At 62.2% G+C, this 16275-nt stretch carries 14 protein-coding genes; 2 read left to right on the top strand and 12 right to left on the bottom strand.

The genetic code is table 11. The features are described 5' to 3' along the window. Positions 1 to 3: 3 nt before the first annotated feature. The 12 genes from E0E29_RS00745 to E0E29_RS00690 form a co-directional block, all read right to left on the bottom strand. On the bottom strand, positions 4 to 1725 hold the full coding sequence (locus E0E29_RS00745) for a peptide ABC transporter substrate-binding protein (protein WP_130848195.1): 1722 nt from the start codon (positions 1723 to 1725) through the stop codon (positions 4 to 6). Positions 1726 to 2245: 520 nt separating this feature from the next. Next, a complete protein-coding gene (locus tag E0E29_RS00740) occupies positions 2246 to 3316 on the bottom strand; it encodes an ABC transporter ATP-binding protein (protein WP_130848194.1) in 1071 nt (356 codons plus the stop codon). Continuing rightward, positions 3309 to 4358: an ABC transporter ATP-binding protein gene (locus tag E0E29_RS00735; protein WP_130848193.1), complete on the bottom strand. Its 1050-nt coding sequence runs from the start codon at positions 4356 to 4358 to the stop codon at positions 3309 to 3311. The genes E0E29_RS00740 and E0E29_RS00735 overlap by 8 nt, the downstream gene beginning before the upstream one ends. A 16-nt stretch (positions 4359 to 4374) precedes the next feature. Beyond that, on the bottom strand, positions 4375 to 5718 hold the full coding sequence (locus E0E29_RS00730; RefSeq protein WP_130848192.1) for an ABC transporter permease: 1344 nt from the start codon (positions 5716 to 5718) through the stop codon (positions 4375 to 4377). 3 nt (positions 5719 to 5721) lie between these two features. Further along, positions 5722 to 6663 (bottom strand): ABC transporter permease, encoded by a 942-nt coding sequence (locus tag E0E29_RS00725; protein WP_130848191.1) that lies wholly within the window; start codon positions 6661 to 6663, stop codon positions 5722 to 5724. Positions 6664 to 6982: 319 nt separating this feature from the next. Beyond that, positions 6983 to 7858, bottom strand: a complete 876-nt coding sequence (locus tag E0E29_RS00720) for a GNAT family N-acetyltransferase (RefSeq protein ID WP_130848190.1) — start codon at positions 7856 to 7858, stop codon at positions 6983 to 6985. 36 nt (positions 7859 to 7894) lie between these two features. After that, the gene (locus tag E0E29_RS00715) at positions 7895 to 8806 is read right to left on the bottom strand and encodes a DUF2156 domain-containing protein (protein WP_130848189.1); all 912 of its coding nucleotides are present in this window, start codon (positions 8804 to 8806) and stop codon (positions 7895 to 7897) included. 176 nt (positions 8807 to 8982) lie between these two features. After that, positions 8983 to 9195 carry a PspC domain-containing protein gene (locus E0E29_RS00710; protein WP_130848188.1) on the bottom strand — a complete coding sequence of 71 codons (213 nt, stop codon included), beginning with the start codon at positions 9193 to 9195 and terminating at the stop codon, positions 8983 to 8985. Between the two features lie 94 nt (positions 9196 to 9289). Next, the gene (locus tag E0E29_RS00705) at positions 9290 to 10471 is read right to left on the bottom strand and encodes a DEAD/DEAH box helicase (protein WP_130848187.1); all 1182 of its coding nucleotides are present in this window, start codon (positions 10469 to 10471) and stop codon (positions 9290 to 9292) included. A 156-nt stretch (positions 10472 to 10627) separates the two neighbouring features. Beyond that, entirely contained in the window at positions 10628 to 11455 is an 828-nt protein-coding gene (locus E0E29_RS00700; RefSeq protein ID WP_130848186.1) for a putative RNA methyltransferase, read from the bottom strand. 9 nt (positions 11456 to 11464) lie between these two features. Then, positions 11465 to 12778 carry a sodium-dependent transporter gene (locus tag E0E29_RS00695; RefSeq protein ID WP_130848185.1) on the bottom strand — a complete coding sequence of 438 codons (1314 nt, stop codon included), beginning with the start codon at positions 12776 to 12778 and terminating at the stop codon, positions 11465 to 11467. Between the two features lie 48 nt (positions 12779 to 12826). Then, positions 12827 to 14191 (bottom strand): citrate/2-methylcitrate synthase, encoded by a 1365-nt coding sequence (locus E0E29_RS00690; RefSeq protein WP_130848184.1) that lies wholly within the window; start codon positions 14189 to 14191, stop codon positions 12827 to 12829. Positions 14192 to 14310: 119 nt separating this feature from the next. Here E0E29_RS00690 and spoIID point away from each other — a divergent pair, with 119 nt between their 5' ends. Together spoIID and E0E29_RS00680 are read left to right on the top strand one after the other, a co-directional pair. Further along, positions 14311 to 15342 carry a stage II sporulation protein D gene (gene spoIID, locus E0E29_RS00685; RefSeq protein ID WP_242622325.1) on the top strand — a complete coding sequence of 344 codons (1032 nt, stop codon included), beginning with the start codon at positions 14311 to 14313 and terminating at the stop codon, positions 15340 to 15342. Between the two features lie 233 nt (positions 15343 to 15575). Beyond that, a complete protein-coding gene (locus E0E29_RS00680; RefSeq protein ID WP_130848183.1) occupies positions 15576 to 16256 on the top strand; it encodes a phosphatase PAP2 family protein in 681 nt (226 codons plus the stop codon). Positions 16257 to 16275: the final 19 nt, after the last annotated feature.

Genomic DNA, 16275 nt, shown 5'->3' with positions numbered 1-16275 from the left:
AACTCAGCCCTGGGTGCAGTGGTCGAAGAAGAAGTAGCCCAGGGGGGTGTAGTACATGCCCTGGATGCCGTCGGCCAGCATGTACTTCTGGGTGTAGAAGTACAGGGGGTTGACGACCCAGTCCTGACCGACCAGCATATCCTCGGCCTGGTGCATGAGCTCCATGCGCTCAGCGGGATCAGCGGTGGCCTTGGCCTGCTGGATCAGAGCGTCATAGTCGGGGTTGGAGTACTGGGCGTCGTTGTTGCCGCCGCCGGTGAGCCACATATCCAGGAAGGACATGGGATCGTTGTAGTCGGCGATCCAGCCGTTACGGGCGATGGAGTAGTCGCCGTCCTTACGGGTCTGCAGGAAGGTGGCCCACTCCTGGTTGTCCAGCTGCACGGTCACGCCCAGCTGGGTCTGCCACATATTCTGCAGGGCCTCGGCCACAGCCTTGTGGCTGTCGTCGGTGTTGTAGAGGTAAGTGACAACGGGGAAGCCCTCGCCGTTGGGGTAGCCAGCCTCGGCCAGCAGCTCACGGGCCTTCTCGCAGTTGGCCTCGTAGTCGGCGTCGGTGGGAGCGTAGTAGTCGCCGCCCACGGTGCGGAAGTCGTCACCGGTGGCGCCGGCGGCGTCATAGATACCGGCGGGGACGTAGCCGCCGGCCTCGACCTGACCGGTCTGGGTGATCTGGTTGACGATATAGGTGCGGTCAACGGCCAGAGTGAAGGCCTGACGGACGCGGGGGTCGTCGAAGGGGGCCTTCTGGGTCTGGTAGCAGACATAGTAGGTGCCGATGTAGTCCACGATCTTCAGATCGCCGGAAGCCAGCAGGCCGGCGACCTCATCGGTGGGCATGCTCTCGATGAAGTCCAGCTCACCGGAGTTGAAGCCGGACAGCATGGCGTTGGCATCGTCCATCAGCTTGAAGGTAATCTTGTCGGGACCCAGGGTGTCCACGCCGTAGTAGTACTCGTTCTTCTCCATGACGATCTCGGAATTGGTCACACGGCTGGTCATCTTGTAGGCACCGTTGGAGATATAGGTGTCGGGGCTATAGGTCCACTGGCTGTCGCTCACGATGTCCTCGCGCACGGGGAAGGTGGCGGGGAAGGCGCAGATCTCAGTGAAGTAGGGCAGGTCGGAGGTGATGGTGACCACGAAGGTCTTGTCATCGGGAGCGGAGACGGCCAGCTCGCTGGGGTCCTTCTCGCCGTTCATGATCTCGTTGGCGTTGACCACGCAGTCGATCATGTAGGAGTAGTCAGCGGCGGTCTCGGGGTTCACCAGGCGCTGCCAGGAGAACACGAAGTCGCTGGCGGTCACGTCCTGACCGTCGGACCACTTGATGCCGTCCCGGAGGTGGAAGGTGTAGGTGACGGTGCCGTCCTCGTTGGACACCTTGTCGTAGCTCTCAGCCTGGCCGTAGCTCAGCTCGGCGTTGGTGCAGGTGCCGTCGGAGCCCACGGTCTCGGCGCCGGAATCCTCCCAGCGCATCAGACCCTCGAACATGTGGTTGGTCATGATGGCGCCGTCCACGGCGGTGTTCAGGGCAGGATCGATGGTCTGGGGCTCGGAAGCGATGTTGATGGTCAGCTCAAAGGCTTCGCCGGAGGCATCCGTGCTGGGTGCGCCGCTCTCAGTGGGAGCGGGGGTGCTGGTGGTGCCGCCGCCGCAGCCGGCCAGCAGGCCGAACGCGAGGGCTCCGGACAGAAGCAGAGACAGTTGCTTCGTCTTCTTCATGATTGGACCTCCATCTTTCATTTTTTGTATCGTTTCGCCGTCTGGCGAGATACACAACACATTCCGGCCACGGCTGCCGGCGTCCGCTGCGCGGACGCCAAAAGACCATGGTCTTTTGGATTTATAAAACCATTATAACACGTCTGTAACAATTCTGTAAAGAATGAATCCGCCGTAAAGGAGCACAGTGTCCGTAGAATGTGGACAGCGCCTCAGCCCAGCAGGTGGCACGCAACCCAATGTTCGGGGGCGTGCCTCCCACGCGGCTGAGCCGCGTGGGGTCCCTGGGACGACTTCACATCCTCGGGCGGAGTGAATCCGCCCTGCGGCAAGGTTTTGGGCAGCGCCCAAAACGCTTGTGCGCCGCAGACACGGCGGCTCGCATGCGCTCGCAGGACCACGCCGTCGTCGGCACAAGCTGCGGATCATTCGCTTCCGCGTCAGCGCGAAAGCTCATTTCCTCCGCTGTGCCTCCTCTCCCCAGCAAAACCGCTGACGCTGGGTTTTGCCGGGGACCCCGTCAACCCAGCAGGTGACACGCAGCCCAGTGACCGGGGGCGTGCTCCTTGAGCTGAGGAACGGCCTCCTTGCACTTCTCAGTGGCGTAGGGGCAGCGGGTGTGGAACCGGCAGCCGGAGGGGGGATTCATGGGGGAGGGGATATCGCCCTGGAGCACGATACGCTGACGGGTGCGGCTCACCTCGGGGTCGGGCACCGGCACAGCGGAGAGCAGGGTCTTGGTGTAGGGGTGGATGGGGTGCTTGTTGAGCTCATAGCTCTCGGCCAGCTCCACTAGAGTGCCCAGGTACATGACGCCGATGCGGTTGGAGATGTGGCGCACCACAGAGAGGTCGTGGGCGATGAACAGATAGGTGAGGCCCAGATCCTTCTGCATGTCCTCCAGCATGTTGACCACCTGGGACTGGATGGACACGTCCAGAGCGGAGATGGGCTCGTCGCAGACGATGAACTCGGGCTTCACGGCCAGGGCGCGAGCGATGCCCACGCGCTGCTGCTGGCCGCCGGAGAACTCGTGGGGGTAGCGGTTGGCGTGCTCGGTGTTCAGACCCACCATGCTGAGGAGCTCCTTGATGCGCTCGGTACGCTCCGCCTTGCTGGCGCACAGCTTGTGGATATCCAGAGCCTCGCCGATGATCTCACCCACCGTCATACGGGGGTCCAGAGAGGCGGAGGGGTCCTGGAAGATGATCTGCATCTTCCGCCGGTAGGGGAGCATGTCCACTGCCTTCTCACGGGGGACTGCCTTCTTCACCAGCACGGAGCGCTGGTGCTCGGTGCCGTCCTTCTCCTTGACGGAGACAGTCTGGCGCTCAAAGGGGTACTCGTGCTCGTAGATGGGCACGCCGTCGTAGATAATGGAGCCGGAGGTAGGCTCATGGAGCCGCAGGATGGTACGACCCAGAGTCGTCTTGCCGCAGCCGGACTCGCCCACCAGACCCAGGGTCTCACCACGCTTGATGAAGAGGGAGACGTCCTCCACGGCCTGGACGCCGGGACCCTTCATGCCCTTAACAGGGAAGTACTTGGTCAGGTGATCCACCTGTACCAGAATGTCCTGGTTCTCAGCCATTGTCGCCCACCTCCTTGTTCTCAGTCTTGCCGGTCTTTTCCTTTTCAATCTGATCCTGCACCCGCAGCCAGCAGGCGGCGCGGTGGTTGTCACCCAGTTCCACGTAGGGGGGCATCTTCTGCAGGCAGATCTTCATGGCATGCTCACACCGGGGGGCAAAGGGGCAGCCCTCGGGGGGATTGAGCATGTCCACGGGAGAGCCCTCGATGGGGATGAGACGCTCGTAGCTCTCAGCGTCCACGCGGGGCATGGAACGCAGCAGGCCCATGGTGTAGGGGTGGCCGGGCTTGTAGAAGATGTCGTCCACGGGGCCCTGCTCCACCATCTTGCCGGCGTACATGACGGAGACCTTATCGCAGATCTCGGCCACCACGCCCAGGTTATGGGTGATGAAGATGATGCCCATGTGGGTCTTCTTCTGCAGGTCCTTCATGAGTTCCAGGATCTGAGCCTGGATGGTCACGTCCAGGGCGGTGGTGGGCTCATCGGCGATGAGCAGCTGGGGGTGGCAGATGAGGCCCATGGCGATCATGACGCGCTGGCGCATACCGCCGGAGAGCTCGTGGGGGTACTGTCTCATCCGCTTTTCCACGTTGTTGATGCCCACCAGCTCCAGCATCTCCATGGCCCGCTTGGCGGCCTCCTCCTTGGAGACCTTCTTGTCGTGGGCCTTCAGGGCCTCGATGAGCTGGTTGCCGATGGTGTAGACGGGGTTAAGGCAGGTCATGGGGTTCTGGAAGATCATGGCCACCTTGGAGCCACGCAGAGCCACCATCTCCTCCTTGGTCTTGGCCAGCACGTCCTCACCCTCCAGGGTGATGGAGCCACCGATGACCTTGCCGGGGGACTGGAGGAGGCCGATGATGGAATAGGCCTCCACACTTTTGCCGGAGCCGGACTCGCCCACGATACCCATGACCTCGTCGTAGTTGAGGTCATAGCTGATGCCGCCCACGGCCTTTACCTCGCCGGCGGGGGTGAAAAAGGAGACGTGGAGATCCTTTACTTCCAGCAGCTTGCCGGTCTTCTGATTGTTTTCCATTGAGTCTCCTCCTCTCTTATTTCTTCAGACGGGGATCCAGAGCGTCACGGAGACCGTCACCGAAGAGGTTCAGGCACAGGATCATGAGGCTCAGGATGGCGGCGGGGATGAACAGGCGGTAGGGATAGGTGTTCAGGCCGCCCAGAGCGTCGGAGCACATGGAGCCCAGACTGGTCATGGGGGCGGACACGCCCATACCCAGGAAGGAGAGGAAGGACTCGGTAAAGATGGCCGAGGGAATCTGCAGGAAGGTGGTGGTCACGATCTGGCCGATGCAGTTGGGGAGCAGGTGGCGCTTGATGATGCGCCCGCCGGAGGCGCCCAAGGCCCGGGCGGCGGTGACATACTCCTGCTGCTTGAGCTGGAGGATCTGGCCGCGGATGAGGCGGGACATGGTCACCCAGTACAGAAGGCCGAAGGTGATGAAGATGGAGATGAGGTTGGCGCCCAGCAGGGTCACCATGCTCTGTAGGAAGCCGTCGCCGGAGTTTTGGAACTCCTCAAAGATGGGCTTGAGGGTGGAACCCAGCAGCAGGATGATGAGCACCTCGGGGATGGTGTAGATGATCTCCACGATACGCTGCATGACGGCGTCCACCTTGCCGCCGCAGTAGCCGGAGATGGAGCCGTAAAGGGCGCCGATGACCAGTACGATGATGGCGCAGCAGATGCCGACGATCATGGACACACGGGCGCCGATCATGGTACGCACCATGATGTCACGGCCCTGGTTGTCACAGCCGAAAACATGGGGGAAAACAGACTCGCCGGCGGCCATGCGCTCCAGCTCAGCCTGGGTGTAGCCGAAGGGCTTGACTTTGATGCCCAGGGCCTTGGCGGCGTCCTTCTCGGTGACGTTCTCCTCGCCCTTGCCCTGGTTGGCCTTGGCGGTGGCGCGGATCTTGGCGGCCTCCACGGGGGAGAGGGTCTCGCCCCGGGCCTCGGCCTCGGCTTCCGCCTGGGCCACCGCCTCATCAGGAGTGAGGTTGGCGGTGCCGGTGTGCTCCTCGATATAGGCGTTGATGGCGGCCTGATCCTCCAGGGAATAGTGCCAGGGGTGGATGTTGTTGGCGCCGGAGATGACCTGGTCGTAGGTGTAGGGGACGATCATGGGGCCCACAAAGGCAAAGAGGCCGATGAGGATGACGATGACCATGGCCACCATGGCCACCTTGTTGCGGCGCAGGCGCCGCCAGGCGTCCTTCCAGTAGGAGACGCTTTCACGGTCCTGGATAAAGCTCTCTTTTTCAGCGCTGCTGGCCGGCTCAAAGGCGTCCTGGGGCAGGTTGTTCCAGTCCAGGATGTCGTCCACGTCGGGACGGAGGGAGCCGAAGGGCTGCTTTCTTTTCTTTTCTGCCATAAATCAGTTCCCTCCCTTTGCAAGATTGATGCGCGGGTCCACCAGCTTGTAAAGGAGGTCCACGATCAGGTTCATGATGATGATAAAGGCAGCCAGGAAGATGGTGGTGCCCATGATGAGGGGGTAGTCACGGTTCTGGATGGACATGACGAAATAACGGCCCAGACCGGGGATGGAGAAGACCTTCTCCACCACGAAGCCGCCGCAGAGGGTGAAGGCGATCTGGGGGCCAAGATAGGTGATGACCGGGATGAGGGCGTTGCGCAGGGCGTGCTTGAAGATGATCTTCTTGTTCTTCAGACCCTTGGCCCGGGCAGTCTTGATATACTCCTGGTTGATGGCGTCCAGCATGGCCGTCCGGGTCTGGCGGGACAGGTAGCACATGGGGTAGAAGCCCAGGGCCAGACAGGGCAGCACGTAGCTCTTTGCCGTGCCGTCAAACATAGTGGGGAAGAGCTTTAGCCCTTCGATGCCGCCGGTCAGGAGGTGCAGCAGCATGGTGGCGACCACGAAGCCCGGCATGGAGATACCCAGCGTACAGATCACCCGCAGCAGGCTGTCCACCCATGTGCCGCGCTTATAGGCCGCCAGACATCCCAATGGGACGCCCACCAATATGGCCCATATGATGGCGATGGCGCCGATGCCGGCCGAAATGGGGAACATGGTGAGGATGATATCCAGCACCGGCCGGTCCTTCTGCATTTTGATGGAGGTGCCGAAGTCCAGGTGGATCAGGTTCTCCAGGTACTTGCCCAGCTGTACGATCACCGGCTGATCCAGGCCGTACTTTGCATTCAGAGCATCTATGGTGGCCTGAGTCGGGGTCTTCTCAGACAGCCACGGATTGCCCGGAACGGCATTCATCAGGAAAAAAGTGAGGCAGATCACGATGAACAGCGTGATCACGGCCATCAGCACTCTTTTCAAAATGTATTTTGCCATTTCTTCACTTCCCACTTTTCTGTATTCTGTATATTTTTTGTTTCACAATGAGGAAAATACCCCATGCGCAGTTCCATATATTCTATACCATAAACTTTTGTCCGTCAAGGGAAATACGACCTCAAATTGATGGAATCTTTTTGGAATCCTGCAAGTGTGCNAACAAGCCCTAGAGGAGAACAAAAACACAATATTTTGCACTTCGAAATTTGCTTTACTGCAACAATTTAAAAAGGTGATGCAGTAAAGCGTGAATAAAAATGCAAAACGCCGGCAGTCGGGCAAGCCCGGCCGCCGGCGGCGGTGGAAAAAGGTGGTATCAATCAAAGCCCAGACCCATGTAGCCCCGGCGGTATTCCCGCCAGGCTTTGGACAACTCAGGGCGGTACCACTTGACCATGGCGAAGGACTGGAGGTAGCTTCCGGTGAGTCCGTCCCAGAAGGGAGGCGTGCGCAGGTGGTAGCGGCGGGCGGGCATGCGCTGGGCCAGCAGGGCGGCGCCGCCGGCCTGGGCGGCGTGGGGGAGGAGAAGCTCCTTGACCAGCACGGTGTCCTCATCCAGGTACTCCGCGGCGGCAAGGCCCTCCTTGCCGGAGACGGTGAGGTGGAAGAGGTCGCCCCGCTCCATGCGGGAGAGACCCTGCTGGTAGGCGATGAGGGCCTCGCTGTAAGTGACCCGGAAGTTTCCGGCCAGCATCTGCTCCCGGAGGGCGTTGTACTGGGCGGGGGAGACGGGGGTGATGGCATCCCCCTCGCCGGGCTGTGCCACCATCTCCCGGAGCAGCTCTACCTTTCGTGTGGAGAAGGTGGGCTCAAAGCCGGTGGTGGCAAAGTATTTGTAGAGGGAGGGCTCGGCGGGCACGATGGTGACGCAGTCCTTGCCGGACTCCTGGAGGTAGTAATCCACGTAGTTGAGGATGAACCGGCCGAAGCCCTTTTTCCGGGCGTCGGGGTGGGTGGCCAGGGCATAGATGTAGGCAGAGGAGAGGGATTCGCCCTGGGGAAGGGTCACCGTCACCGGGAAGAGGGCCACCATGGTCCACACCACGCCATCCTCCAGCAGGAGGAGCACCTGGCTCTCCTCGCCGTGGGCATAGAAGTAGTCGATGTAGGCGTCGTCATCGCCGAAGGCCAGCTTCCACAGCTCCTTCTGGCGAGGGATTTCCTCCGGACGGGCGGGACGGATCTCGATCATGGGACATTCGCTCCTTTCTGACGGTATCCGGCTGGCTCACGCCGGGGAGGCAGAGTATTTCTCCACCATGAGGTCGGGGTAATAGGATTCCTTGGCCTTGCGGAGACCCTCCACGCCCATATCGTCCTCTCGGTTGAGGTAGCGTACCTGGGGGTGGCGCTGCCGGATCCGCCGGGCGAACTCCCGGTTGATCATGGCGTAGGCGCCCTGGAGCTCGCCGTAGGCCTTTTCAAAGTGGACGTCGTAGGTGTCGGAGGAGAGCAGGTCTCCCATGGTGAAGGCCACCACTTCTCCGTAGACCCGGATGAGTCCCCCCTCCAGGCCCAGTGCGTGGTAGTGCTCCATGGCCAGGCGGAGGGCACGGCCCTCGTCGCCCAGGTCCCGCTCCTCGGCCAGACCCTCACGGACCATGCTGCGGCGGTACCACTCCTTGTCCATCTCCAGGCACTCGGGCAGACTTTCCGGGGTGATGTCCTCGTAGACCCAGGAGGGGTTGTTCTCGATGAAGCGGTTGATGTGGTTGCGCTTGGCGTGGAGCTTTTTGCCGCCCAGGTCGGCCAGACGGTCAATGTCGTAGAGATAGTCGAAGCCGTCCCGGTCGGCCTCAAAGGTAAAGCGGCCGGGGAAGAGGGTGTCCAGCTCCTGGATCTGGGGCTGGGTGAGACAGACCAGCCGGAAGGGGACGCCCCGCTCCGTGGCATCCTCTTCCAGGGCGGTGAGGACGGGGGCAATATCGCCGGAACCGGCGGGGTAGATGTAGGAGCAGCCCAGCGCGCCGCACAGATGGGTCACCAGGAAGTCTCCCACCCGGGCGATGCGCTGGTCGTAGGCGTCGCTCCAGACGAAGAGGTTGGTGAAGTTGTACTCGCAGCCCCGGTGATCCGCCCTGCGCAGCAGCTCATCCACCCAGGGCTTATCGGTGAGCTGGGGCTTATGAAACTCGATCATGGTAAATGACAATCTCCTTGGGTGTTCTTTGAAAGCAGTGTATCACGGCGGGAAAGATCGCGCAAGGGTTTGTTTCTGGGCCTGTTTTCCAGTATAGCACAAAAATCATGCCCTTAAACCTCCGGCAATGAAAAAGCCGCGCCCCGTGAGGGGGCGCGGCCGACGGACTGCGGTGGTCAATAGCCGGGGTAGACCTGGCTCTTTCTGGGTAGGATGATGGCGGCGATAATATAGAGAAGGATGCCGGTGCCGCCCATAATCACCAGGGCCGCCCAGACCAGACGGACAATGCTGGGATCGATGTTGAAGTATTCGGCGATGCCGCCGCACACGCCGCAGAGCATGGCGGCGCCGTGTTCCGTACGGTAAAGTCTCTTCGGTTCGTCCATATTGGGCCCCTCCTTATCTGTCTCTTAGTATGCCAGATTCACATGAAAAAATCTTTGGGGAAAGTTTAAAAATACATGAAAACCGGCCAGCGTCTTACTTCTGCTCCTCCTCCAGGTCCAGGAGGGTGCCCTTTTCGTACTTGAGGCGGTGGATGTCGTTTCGGGTGATCTTCTGGATATCGTCCAGGCGCATGGCCTCGGTGATGGTGGACACCAGGGTGTAGGCCACGCCGTGGCGCTTGGCCCGGCCGGTGCGGCCGATGCGGTGGACGTAATACTCCGTCTCGTCGGGGACGTCGTAGTTGAAGACCACGTCTACGTCGTCGATGTCCAGACCACGGGCGGCCACGTCGGTGGCCACCAGCACCCGGAGTTCGCCCCGGCGGAACTTGCCCAGGGTCTTCTCCCGGACCGACTGCTGGATGTCGCCGTGGATGGCCTCGCAGGTGATGCCCCGCATGCGGAGCAGGCCGGTGAGCCGGTCGGTCATGTTCTTGGTGTTGCAGAAGGCGATGGCCCGCTCATAGCCGGCGGCGTCCAGGATGCGGGCGGTGATCTCCGCCTTTTCGTTCCGGTCCACGTCGATGCGGTACTGCTGGATGTCGGGCTTGTTCTGCTCGTCGGGCCGGACGATGATCTCCACCGGGTCCCGCTGGTACACCCAGGAGATGTCCATGACCTCCCGGGAGATGGTGGCGGAGAACATGCCCATGTTCCGGCGGTGCTTGATCTGGTCCAGAATGCGGGTGACGTCGTGGATGAAGCCCATGTCCAGCATCCGGTCGGCCTCGTCCAGCACCACGGTCTGGACCTGGTCCAGCCGGACGGTGCGGCGCTTCATGTGGTCCATGAGCCGGCCGGGGGTGGCCACCACGATCTGAGGCCGCTTCTTGAGCTGGTTGATCTGCCTGTCAATGGGCTGTCCGCCGTAGAGGACCACCGCCCGGACCCCTTCCTTGAACTCACAGAGGTCCCGCAGCTCGTTCATGATCTGGATGGCCAGCTCCCTGGTGGGGGCCAGCACCAGACCCTGGACGGCATCGCTCTCCGGGTCGATGTGCTCCACCATGGGGATGCCGAAGGCAAAGGTCTTGCCGGTGCCGGTGGGGGCCTTGGCGATGACGTCCTGCCACTTCATAAAGTAGGGGATGGCGCCGCCCTGGACGGGGGTGGCCTGGACGTAGCCCTTCTTGTCCAATGCCCGCATGATCTCCGGGGAGAGCCCCAGCTGGTCGTAGCGGACGACTTCGTTTACCTGCTCGCCGTTGATTTCCATGGGTGATGTTCCTTTCTTTCTCACTTGCCTGATTCAAGGTCTCCCACAGGCAAGCGAAACCCAGTTCCGCACCCAAACGCCCTTTTTCCAAGGCGCGACCTCAAATCGTTTCTGATGTTGGTCAATATATCACGAAGAGGGGAAAATTGCAACCGATCACGCTGGTTCCCGGTGGAAAACGTGGACCCGGAAGGCGGCGGCCACACGCAGGTGATCCAGCTCCTCCAGCCGGGCGGCGCCGGCCTTGGGAGTCTTCCACCGGTAGGGGGTCATGGAGAAGAGGTCCCGGATGGTGTCCCGGTCGGGGAGCTCCAGCACCGCCTCCACCGGTACCACCTCCAGATAGGAGAAGCCCTCGTAGGGGATGTCCTCCTCCTTGTTGAGGTAGGGCCCGTCGTAGAGGACCTCCTTGAGCTCCCACAGGTGCCGGGCCGCCGGCACCACGTAGAGGTAGACCCCGCCGGGGCGGAGGACCCGGCGGAACTCGTCCAGGGCCAGAGGGGAGAAGCAGTTGAGAAGCAGGTCCACTGAGGTGTCCGCCACCGGCAGATGGTAGACCGAGGCCACGGCAAACTCCACGGCCTTTTCCCGACGGGCCGCCCACCGCAGGGAGGGCTTCGACAGATCCACCCCGGCCATTTGCCCCACCTGGCCGGTTTCAGACAGGGCGGCGTAGACGCCGGCGGTGTAGTACCCCTCACCGCAGCCGGCGTCCAGCACCGACGCCCCGGCGGGGGCGTAGGTGAGGGCCAGGCGGCACAGCGCCTCCCGCAGGGGGGCGTACCACCCGCCGGAGAGGAAACGGTTCCGGGCGGCGGCCATCTCCTTGTCGTCGCCGGGGTCCTTGGCGTGCTTCTGGTTGGCGGGGAGGAGGTGGACATAGCCCTCCCTGGCCCGGTCGAAGCTGTGGCCCTTGGGGCAGGTGTAGGTTCTGTCTGTCCGGGTCAGGGGGGAGGCGCACAGGGGGCAGCGGAAGAGGCTCATGGGCGCCTCCTAGCCGATGCCGCCGTAGACGATGCCCAGCACCAGCACGGCGGCGGAGAGGAAGACGTAGACATACTTGGCCAGAAAGTCGAAGGCCCGGCCCAGGGGGCGGGTACGCCCCTCCATGAGCTCGGCCCGGATGGCCTTGAGGCCCAGGACCCAGTAGATCATGACGGCGGCCAGCACAGCGCCGAAGGGGGCGATATAGATGGTGACGGCGTCCAGCCAGGAGCCCATGGCGGGGAGGGACTCCAGGAAGAGGGAGACGCCGAAGGTGACGCAGCCCACCACGATCATGGCGGCCTTCCGGGGCAGCCTGACGCCCTTGCTCAGGGATTCGCCCACCGCCTCCAGCATATTGATGAGGGAGGTGATGCCGGCGAAGAGGACGGAGACGAAGAAGAAGAGGGCGAGAATGCGGCCACCGGGCATCTGCTGAAAGACCCGGGGGATGGTGATGAACATGAGGGAGGGGCCGCTGTTGGGGGCGATGCCAAAGGCAAAGACGGCGGGGAGAATGGCAAAGCCGGAGAGGAGGGCGGCCATGGTGTCCAGAATGGCGGTCATCACCGACTGGCGGATGATGTTCTCCGACTTCTTCATATAGCTTCCGTAGATGAGCATGCCGGCGCCGTTGATGGACAGGGAGAAGAAGGCCTGGCCCATGGCCATGACCCAGGTCTCGAACTTGAGGAGATAGGACCAGTCGGGCTCCAGCAGGTAGCGGTAGCCCTCCACCGCGCCGGGGAGAAAGGCCACCCGCACGGCGATAACCAGGAAGAACACGTAGAAGGCGGGCATCATGAACTTGCTGATCTTCTCGATACCGGCGGTCACGCCCAGCACCAGAATGACCACGGTGGCGGCGATGACGATGAAGTGCCAGGGGATGGAGCCGAAGGAGACGGCCAGCTGCTCAAAATAGGCGTCGGGCTGGCTGCTGAGCAGGGAGCCGGTGAGGGACCCTGCGGCGTACCGCAGGACCCAGCCCACGACGACGGAATAGCCGATGGCGATGCCCAGCACCCCCAGCAGGGGGAGGATGCCCAAAATGCTGCCGCCCTTCCAGCCACGGGATTTCATGGCGTAGTCAAAGGAGCCGCGGGCGCCGGTGCCGGTGAGACGGCCGAAGGCGAATTCGCCGGAGAGGCCCACATAGGAGAAGAGGGCCACGAAGAGGAAATAGGGGATGAGGAAGGCGCCGCCGCCGTACTGGCCCACCCGGTAGGGGAAGAGCCAGATGTTGCCCATGCCGACGGCAGAGCCCACAGCGGCCAGAACGGCGCCGGCAGAGGAAGTAAATTTGTGATCGTGGTGGGACATGAGGTCCTCCTTGTGTGTTGTGATCGGACCGTCCTTGGTCCGGAGAGATCAGCCCCGCTGGTCCAGGGGGACGAAGTGCTGCATGGGTGCCACAGCCTTGTAGGCCGGGCGGATGATCTTGTTGCCGGGGTTGAAGACCTCCTCCAGCCGGTGGGCGCACCAGCCCACCATGCGGGCCATGGCGAAGAGGGGGGTGTAGAGCTCCTCGGGGATGCCCAGCATCTTGTAGACCAGGCCGGAGTAGAGGTCCAGGTTGGCGCAGATGGGCTTGTCCTGGCCCCGGACGCCGTTGATGACCTCGGGAGCCAGCCGCTCCACCGACTCCACCAGCTGGAATTCCTCCACCATGTGGGCCTCCTCGGCCAGGCCCCGGGCGAACTGCCTGAGGAGCTTGGCACGGGGGTCGGAGAGGGTGTAGATGGCGTGGCCCATGCCGTAGATGAGGCCGCTGCGGTCGCCGGCCTCCCGCTGGAGGAGACGGCGGAGGAAGTCCTTCACCTGGCCGTCGTCGGTCCAGTCGGAGACCCCCTCCTGGATATAGCGGAACATCTCCATGACCTTTTTGTTGGCGCCGCCGTGGCGGGGGCCCTTCAGGGAGCCCACCGCCGCCGAGATGGCGGCGTAGATGTCGGTGCCGGAGGAGGAGAGGACCCGGCAGGAGAAGGCGGAGTTGTTGCCGCCGCCGTGCTCGGCGTGGAGGACCATGCACAGGTCCAGCACCTTGGCCTCCTGCTCGGTGAAGCGGTTGTCGTGGCGGATGGCATAGAGGAAGTTCTCGGCGAAGGAGAGCCCCTCCTGGGGGCGGTGGAGATAGAGGGAGTCGTTGTCGAAGTAGTGGCGCTTGGCGGCGTAGGAGTGGGCCACGATCATGGGGCAACGGGCCACCAGCTGGAGGGCCTGACGGAGCTCATTCTCCAAAGAGTGGTCCTCGGGGGCGTCATCATAGCAATAGAGTGCCAGGATGCACCGGCCCAGCCGGTTCATGATGTCCCGGCCCGGCGCCTTGAGGATCATGTCCTCGGTGAAGTTCACCGGCAGGGGCCGGAGCTGGGAGAGGACGGCATTGAAATCGGCGAGCTGCTGCCGGGTGGGCAGGGCGCCGAAGAGCAGGAGGTAGGCGGTCTCCTCGAAGCCGAAGCGGCCCTCGGAGGTGAAGCCGTGGATCAGGTCCTCCACGTTGATGCCCCGGTAGATGAGCCGGCCCTCCATGGGGGCGCGCTCGCCGTCCTGGATGTAGTAGCCCTGGACGTTGCCGATCTGGGTGATGCCCGCCATGACGCCGGTGCCGTCGGCGTTCCGGAGCCCCCGCTTCACGTCGATGTGTTCATAATGGCTGGGATCGATGTAGTTATGCTTCTGGAATTCTCCGCATAGACTTTGGATAAAGTCACGGGACTGTGTCGCTCCGGACATGGGTGGTTCCCCCCTCAAAAATAGTACCTTACATTGTACGCCCTGGGTGCCGCCCCGTCAAGCGAGAATTCAGCCCTTTACACCATGAAAGGGCCTTTTGGCCGTGGAGGTTTGAAATGATGCGGACATTGCGACCTGTGGCGGCCACCGCCCTGCTGCTGCTCCTGGCTGTGTTTTTGCTCCCCATGCTCCTGCTGGGATCTACAGAGAAGGAGGAAGCGCCGGAGGAGAGCGGGCCGCTCCCCGCCGCCACGCTGCCCATTCAGAAGCCCACCGCCCAGAGCGGCGCCGGGGGAGACGGAGCCACCCTGATCCGGGTGGCCATGCCGGACGGGACGGTGACCTCCCTCACCATGGCGGAGTACTTATGGCGGGTGGTGGCGGCGGAGATGCCGGCCTCCTTTGAGGAGGAGGCCCTCCGGGCCCAGGCGGTGACCGCCCGGACCTACACCCTTTATCAGATGAGCATTGGTCAGAATCCCAACCACCCCGACGCCGATATGTGTACCGACATCTCCTGCTGCCAGGCCTATATCTCCCCGGAGGACGCCGCCGCCAACTGGGGGGAGCAGGCGGAGCTGTGGGGAGAAAAGATCGCCCGGGCGGTATCGGATACCGACGGACAGGCTATCCTTTATGAGGGGCAGCCCATCGACGCCGTCTTTTTCTCCTCGGCGGCGGGGCGGACCCTGGATTCGGTGGAGGTATGGGGAGGCAGCGTACCCTATCTTGCCAGCGTGGAGAGCCCGGAGGGGGAGGAGGTCCCCAATTACCATACCACCGTCACCGTGCCGGTGGAGGAGTTCAAGACCGTCTTTCTCACGCAGCACCCCGACGCCGACCTGTCAGGGGCGCCGGAGACCTGGTTCCAGAACGTTGTACCCACCTCCACCGGCGGGGTGGATACCGTGGAGGTGGGGGGCGTCACCGTGAAGGGCACCGCCCTGCGGACCATGTTCGACCTGCGTTCGGCCAGCTTTTCCGTCACGGCGGACGATACGGCGGTCACCTTCTCCGTCACCGGCTACGGCCATGGGGTGGGAATGAGCCAGTACGGCGCCAACGCCATGGCCAAGGCAGGGAGCACCTGGCAGGAGATCCTCACCCACTACTATACCGGCGTCACCATCGGGCCGTGGAGCCAGGGGTAGGGCCGGGAAATATTTTTTAAAAACCAGGGCACTTTTGTCACAAAGAATACGTCTGAAACGATATACAAGTGAAAAGGACCAAGGGGCCCAAACAAGATGCATAAACAAAGGGTTAAAACCTTAAGGAATTCTTCAGAAAATTTCTATGGATTTGCAGAGAGAACCAGAGTAAAATCTTGTTACCAAAGAAGCCCCGACATATATAAAATGGAAAGAAAGGAGGGCCGCCAAATATGGAGCAGTATTGGCACGACGAGCGGACACGCCGCCGTATGCTGGCAGTGCCCATTGCCTACTTCATCTTTTATGTGATCTGCTTCGCGCTGCTGGAAGAGTATGTGCGGCCCAAGTTCTGGATTGCTTGCGATCTGGATGCCTACATCCCCTTCTGCGCGGCCTTCCTGATCCCTTACGTGGCCTGGTTCCCCCTGGTGCCCGGTATGTTCTGGTACTTTTACAAGCGGGAGCCGGAGAGCTTTCTCCACCTGAGCCGGATGACCATCATCGGCCTGACCATCTGTCTGGCCATCTACGCCCTCTTCCCAAATGGGCAGCTCCTGCGCCGGCCCATCATCGGCGACGATCTCCTCAGTCAGCTGGTCATCCTGCTGCGCAAGTCCGATACGCCCACCAATGTCTGCCCCTCCATCCACGTGTTTATGACGGTCAATGTAGCTCTGGCCGGTGCCCGGTCCCGGGCGTTGAGTGCGGAGCGCCGCCGGCAGGTGTCTCTGATGGTGCTGTCGGTGCTCATCTGCCTGTCCACCGTCTTCCTGAAACAGCACTCGGTGGTGGATGTGGTCTGCGGCGTCGCCCTGGCCGTGGGTCTGGACGCAGTGCTCCGTCGGAGCAGCGTGGGTATGGGCATCTTTAACGCCCTCCTGCCCCGCAAAAATAAAGCCATGGAATCCTGAACACGACCGGCATACCACC

Source organism: Intestinimonas timonensis (genome assembly GCF_900626145.1).
Lineage (GTDB): Bacteria > Bacillota > Clostridia > Oscillospirales > Oscillospiraceae > Intestinimonas > Intestinimonas aquisgranensis.
This window is presented reverse-complemented; position numbering and strand designations above follow the sequence as displayed.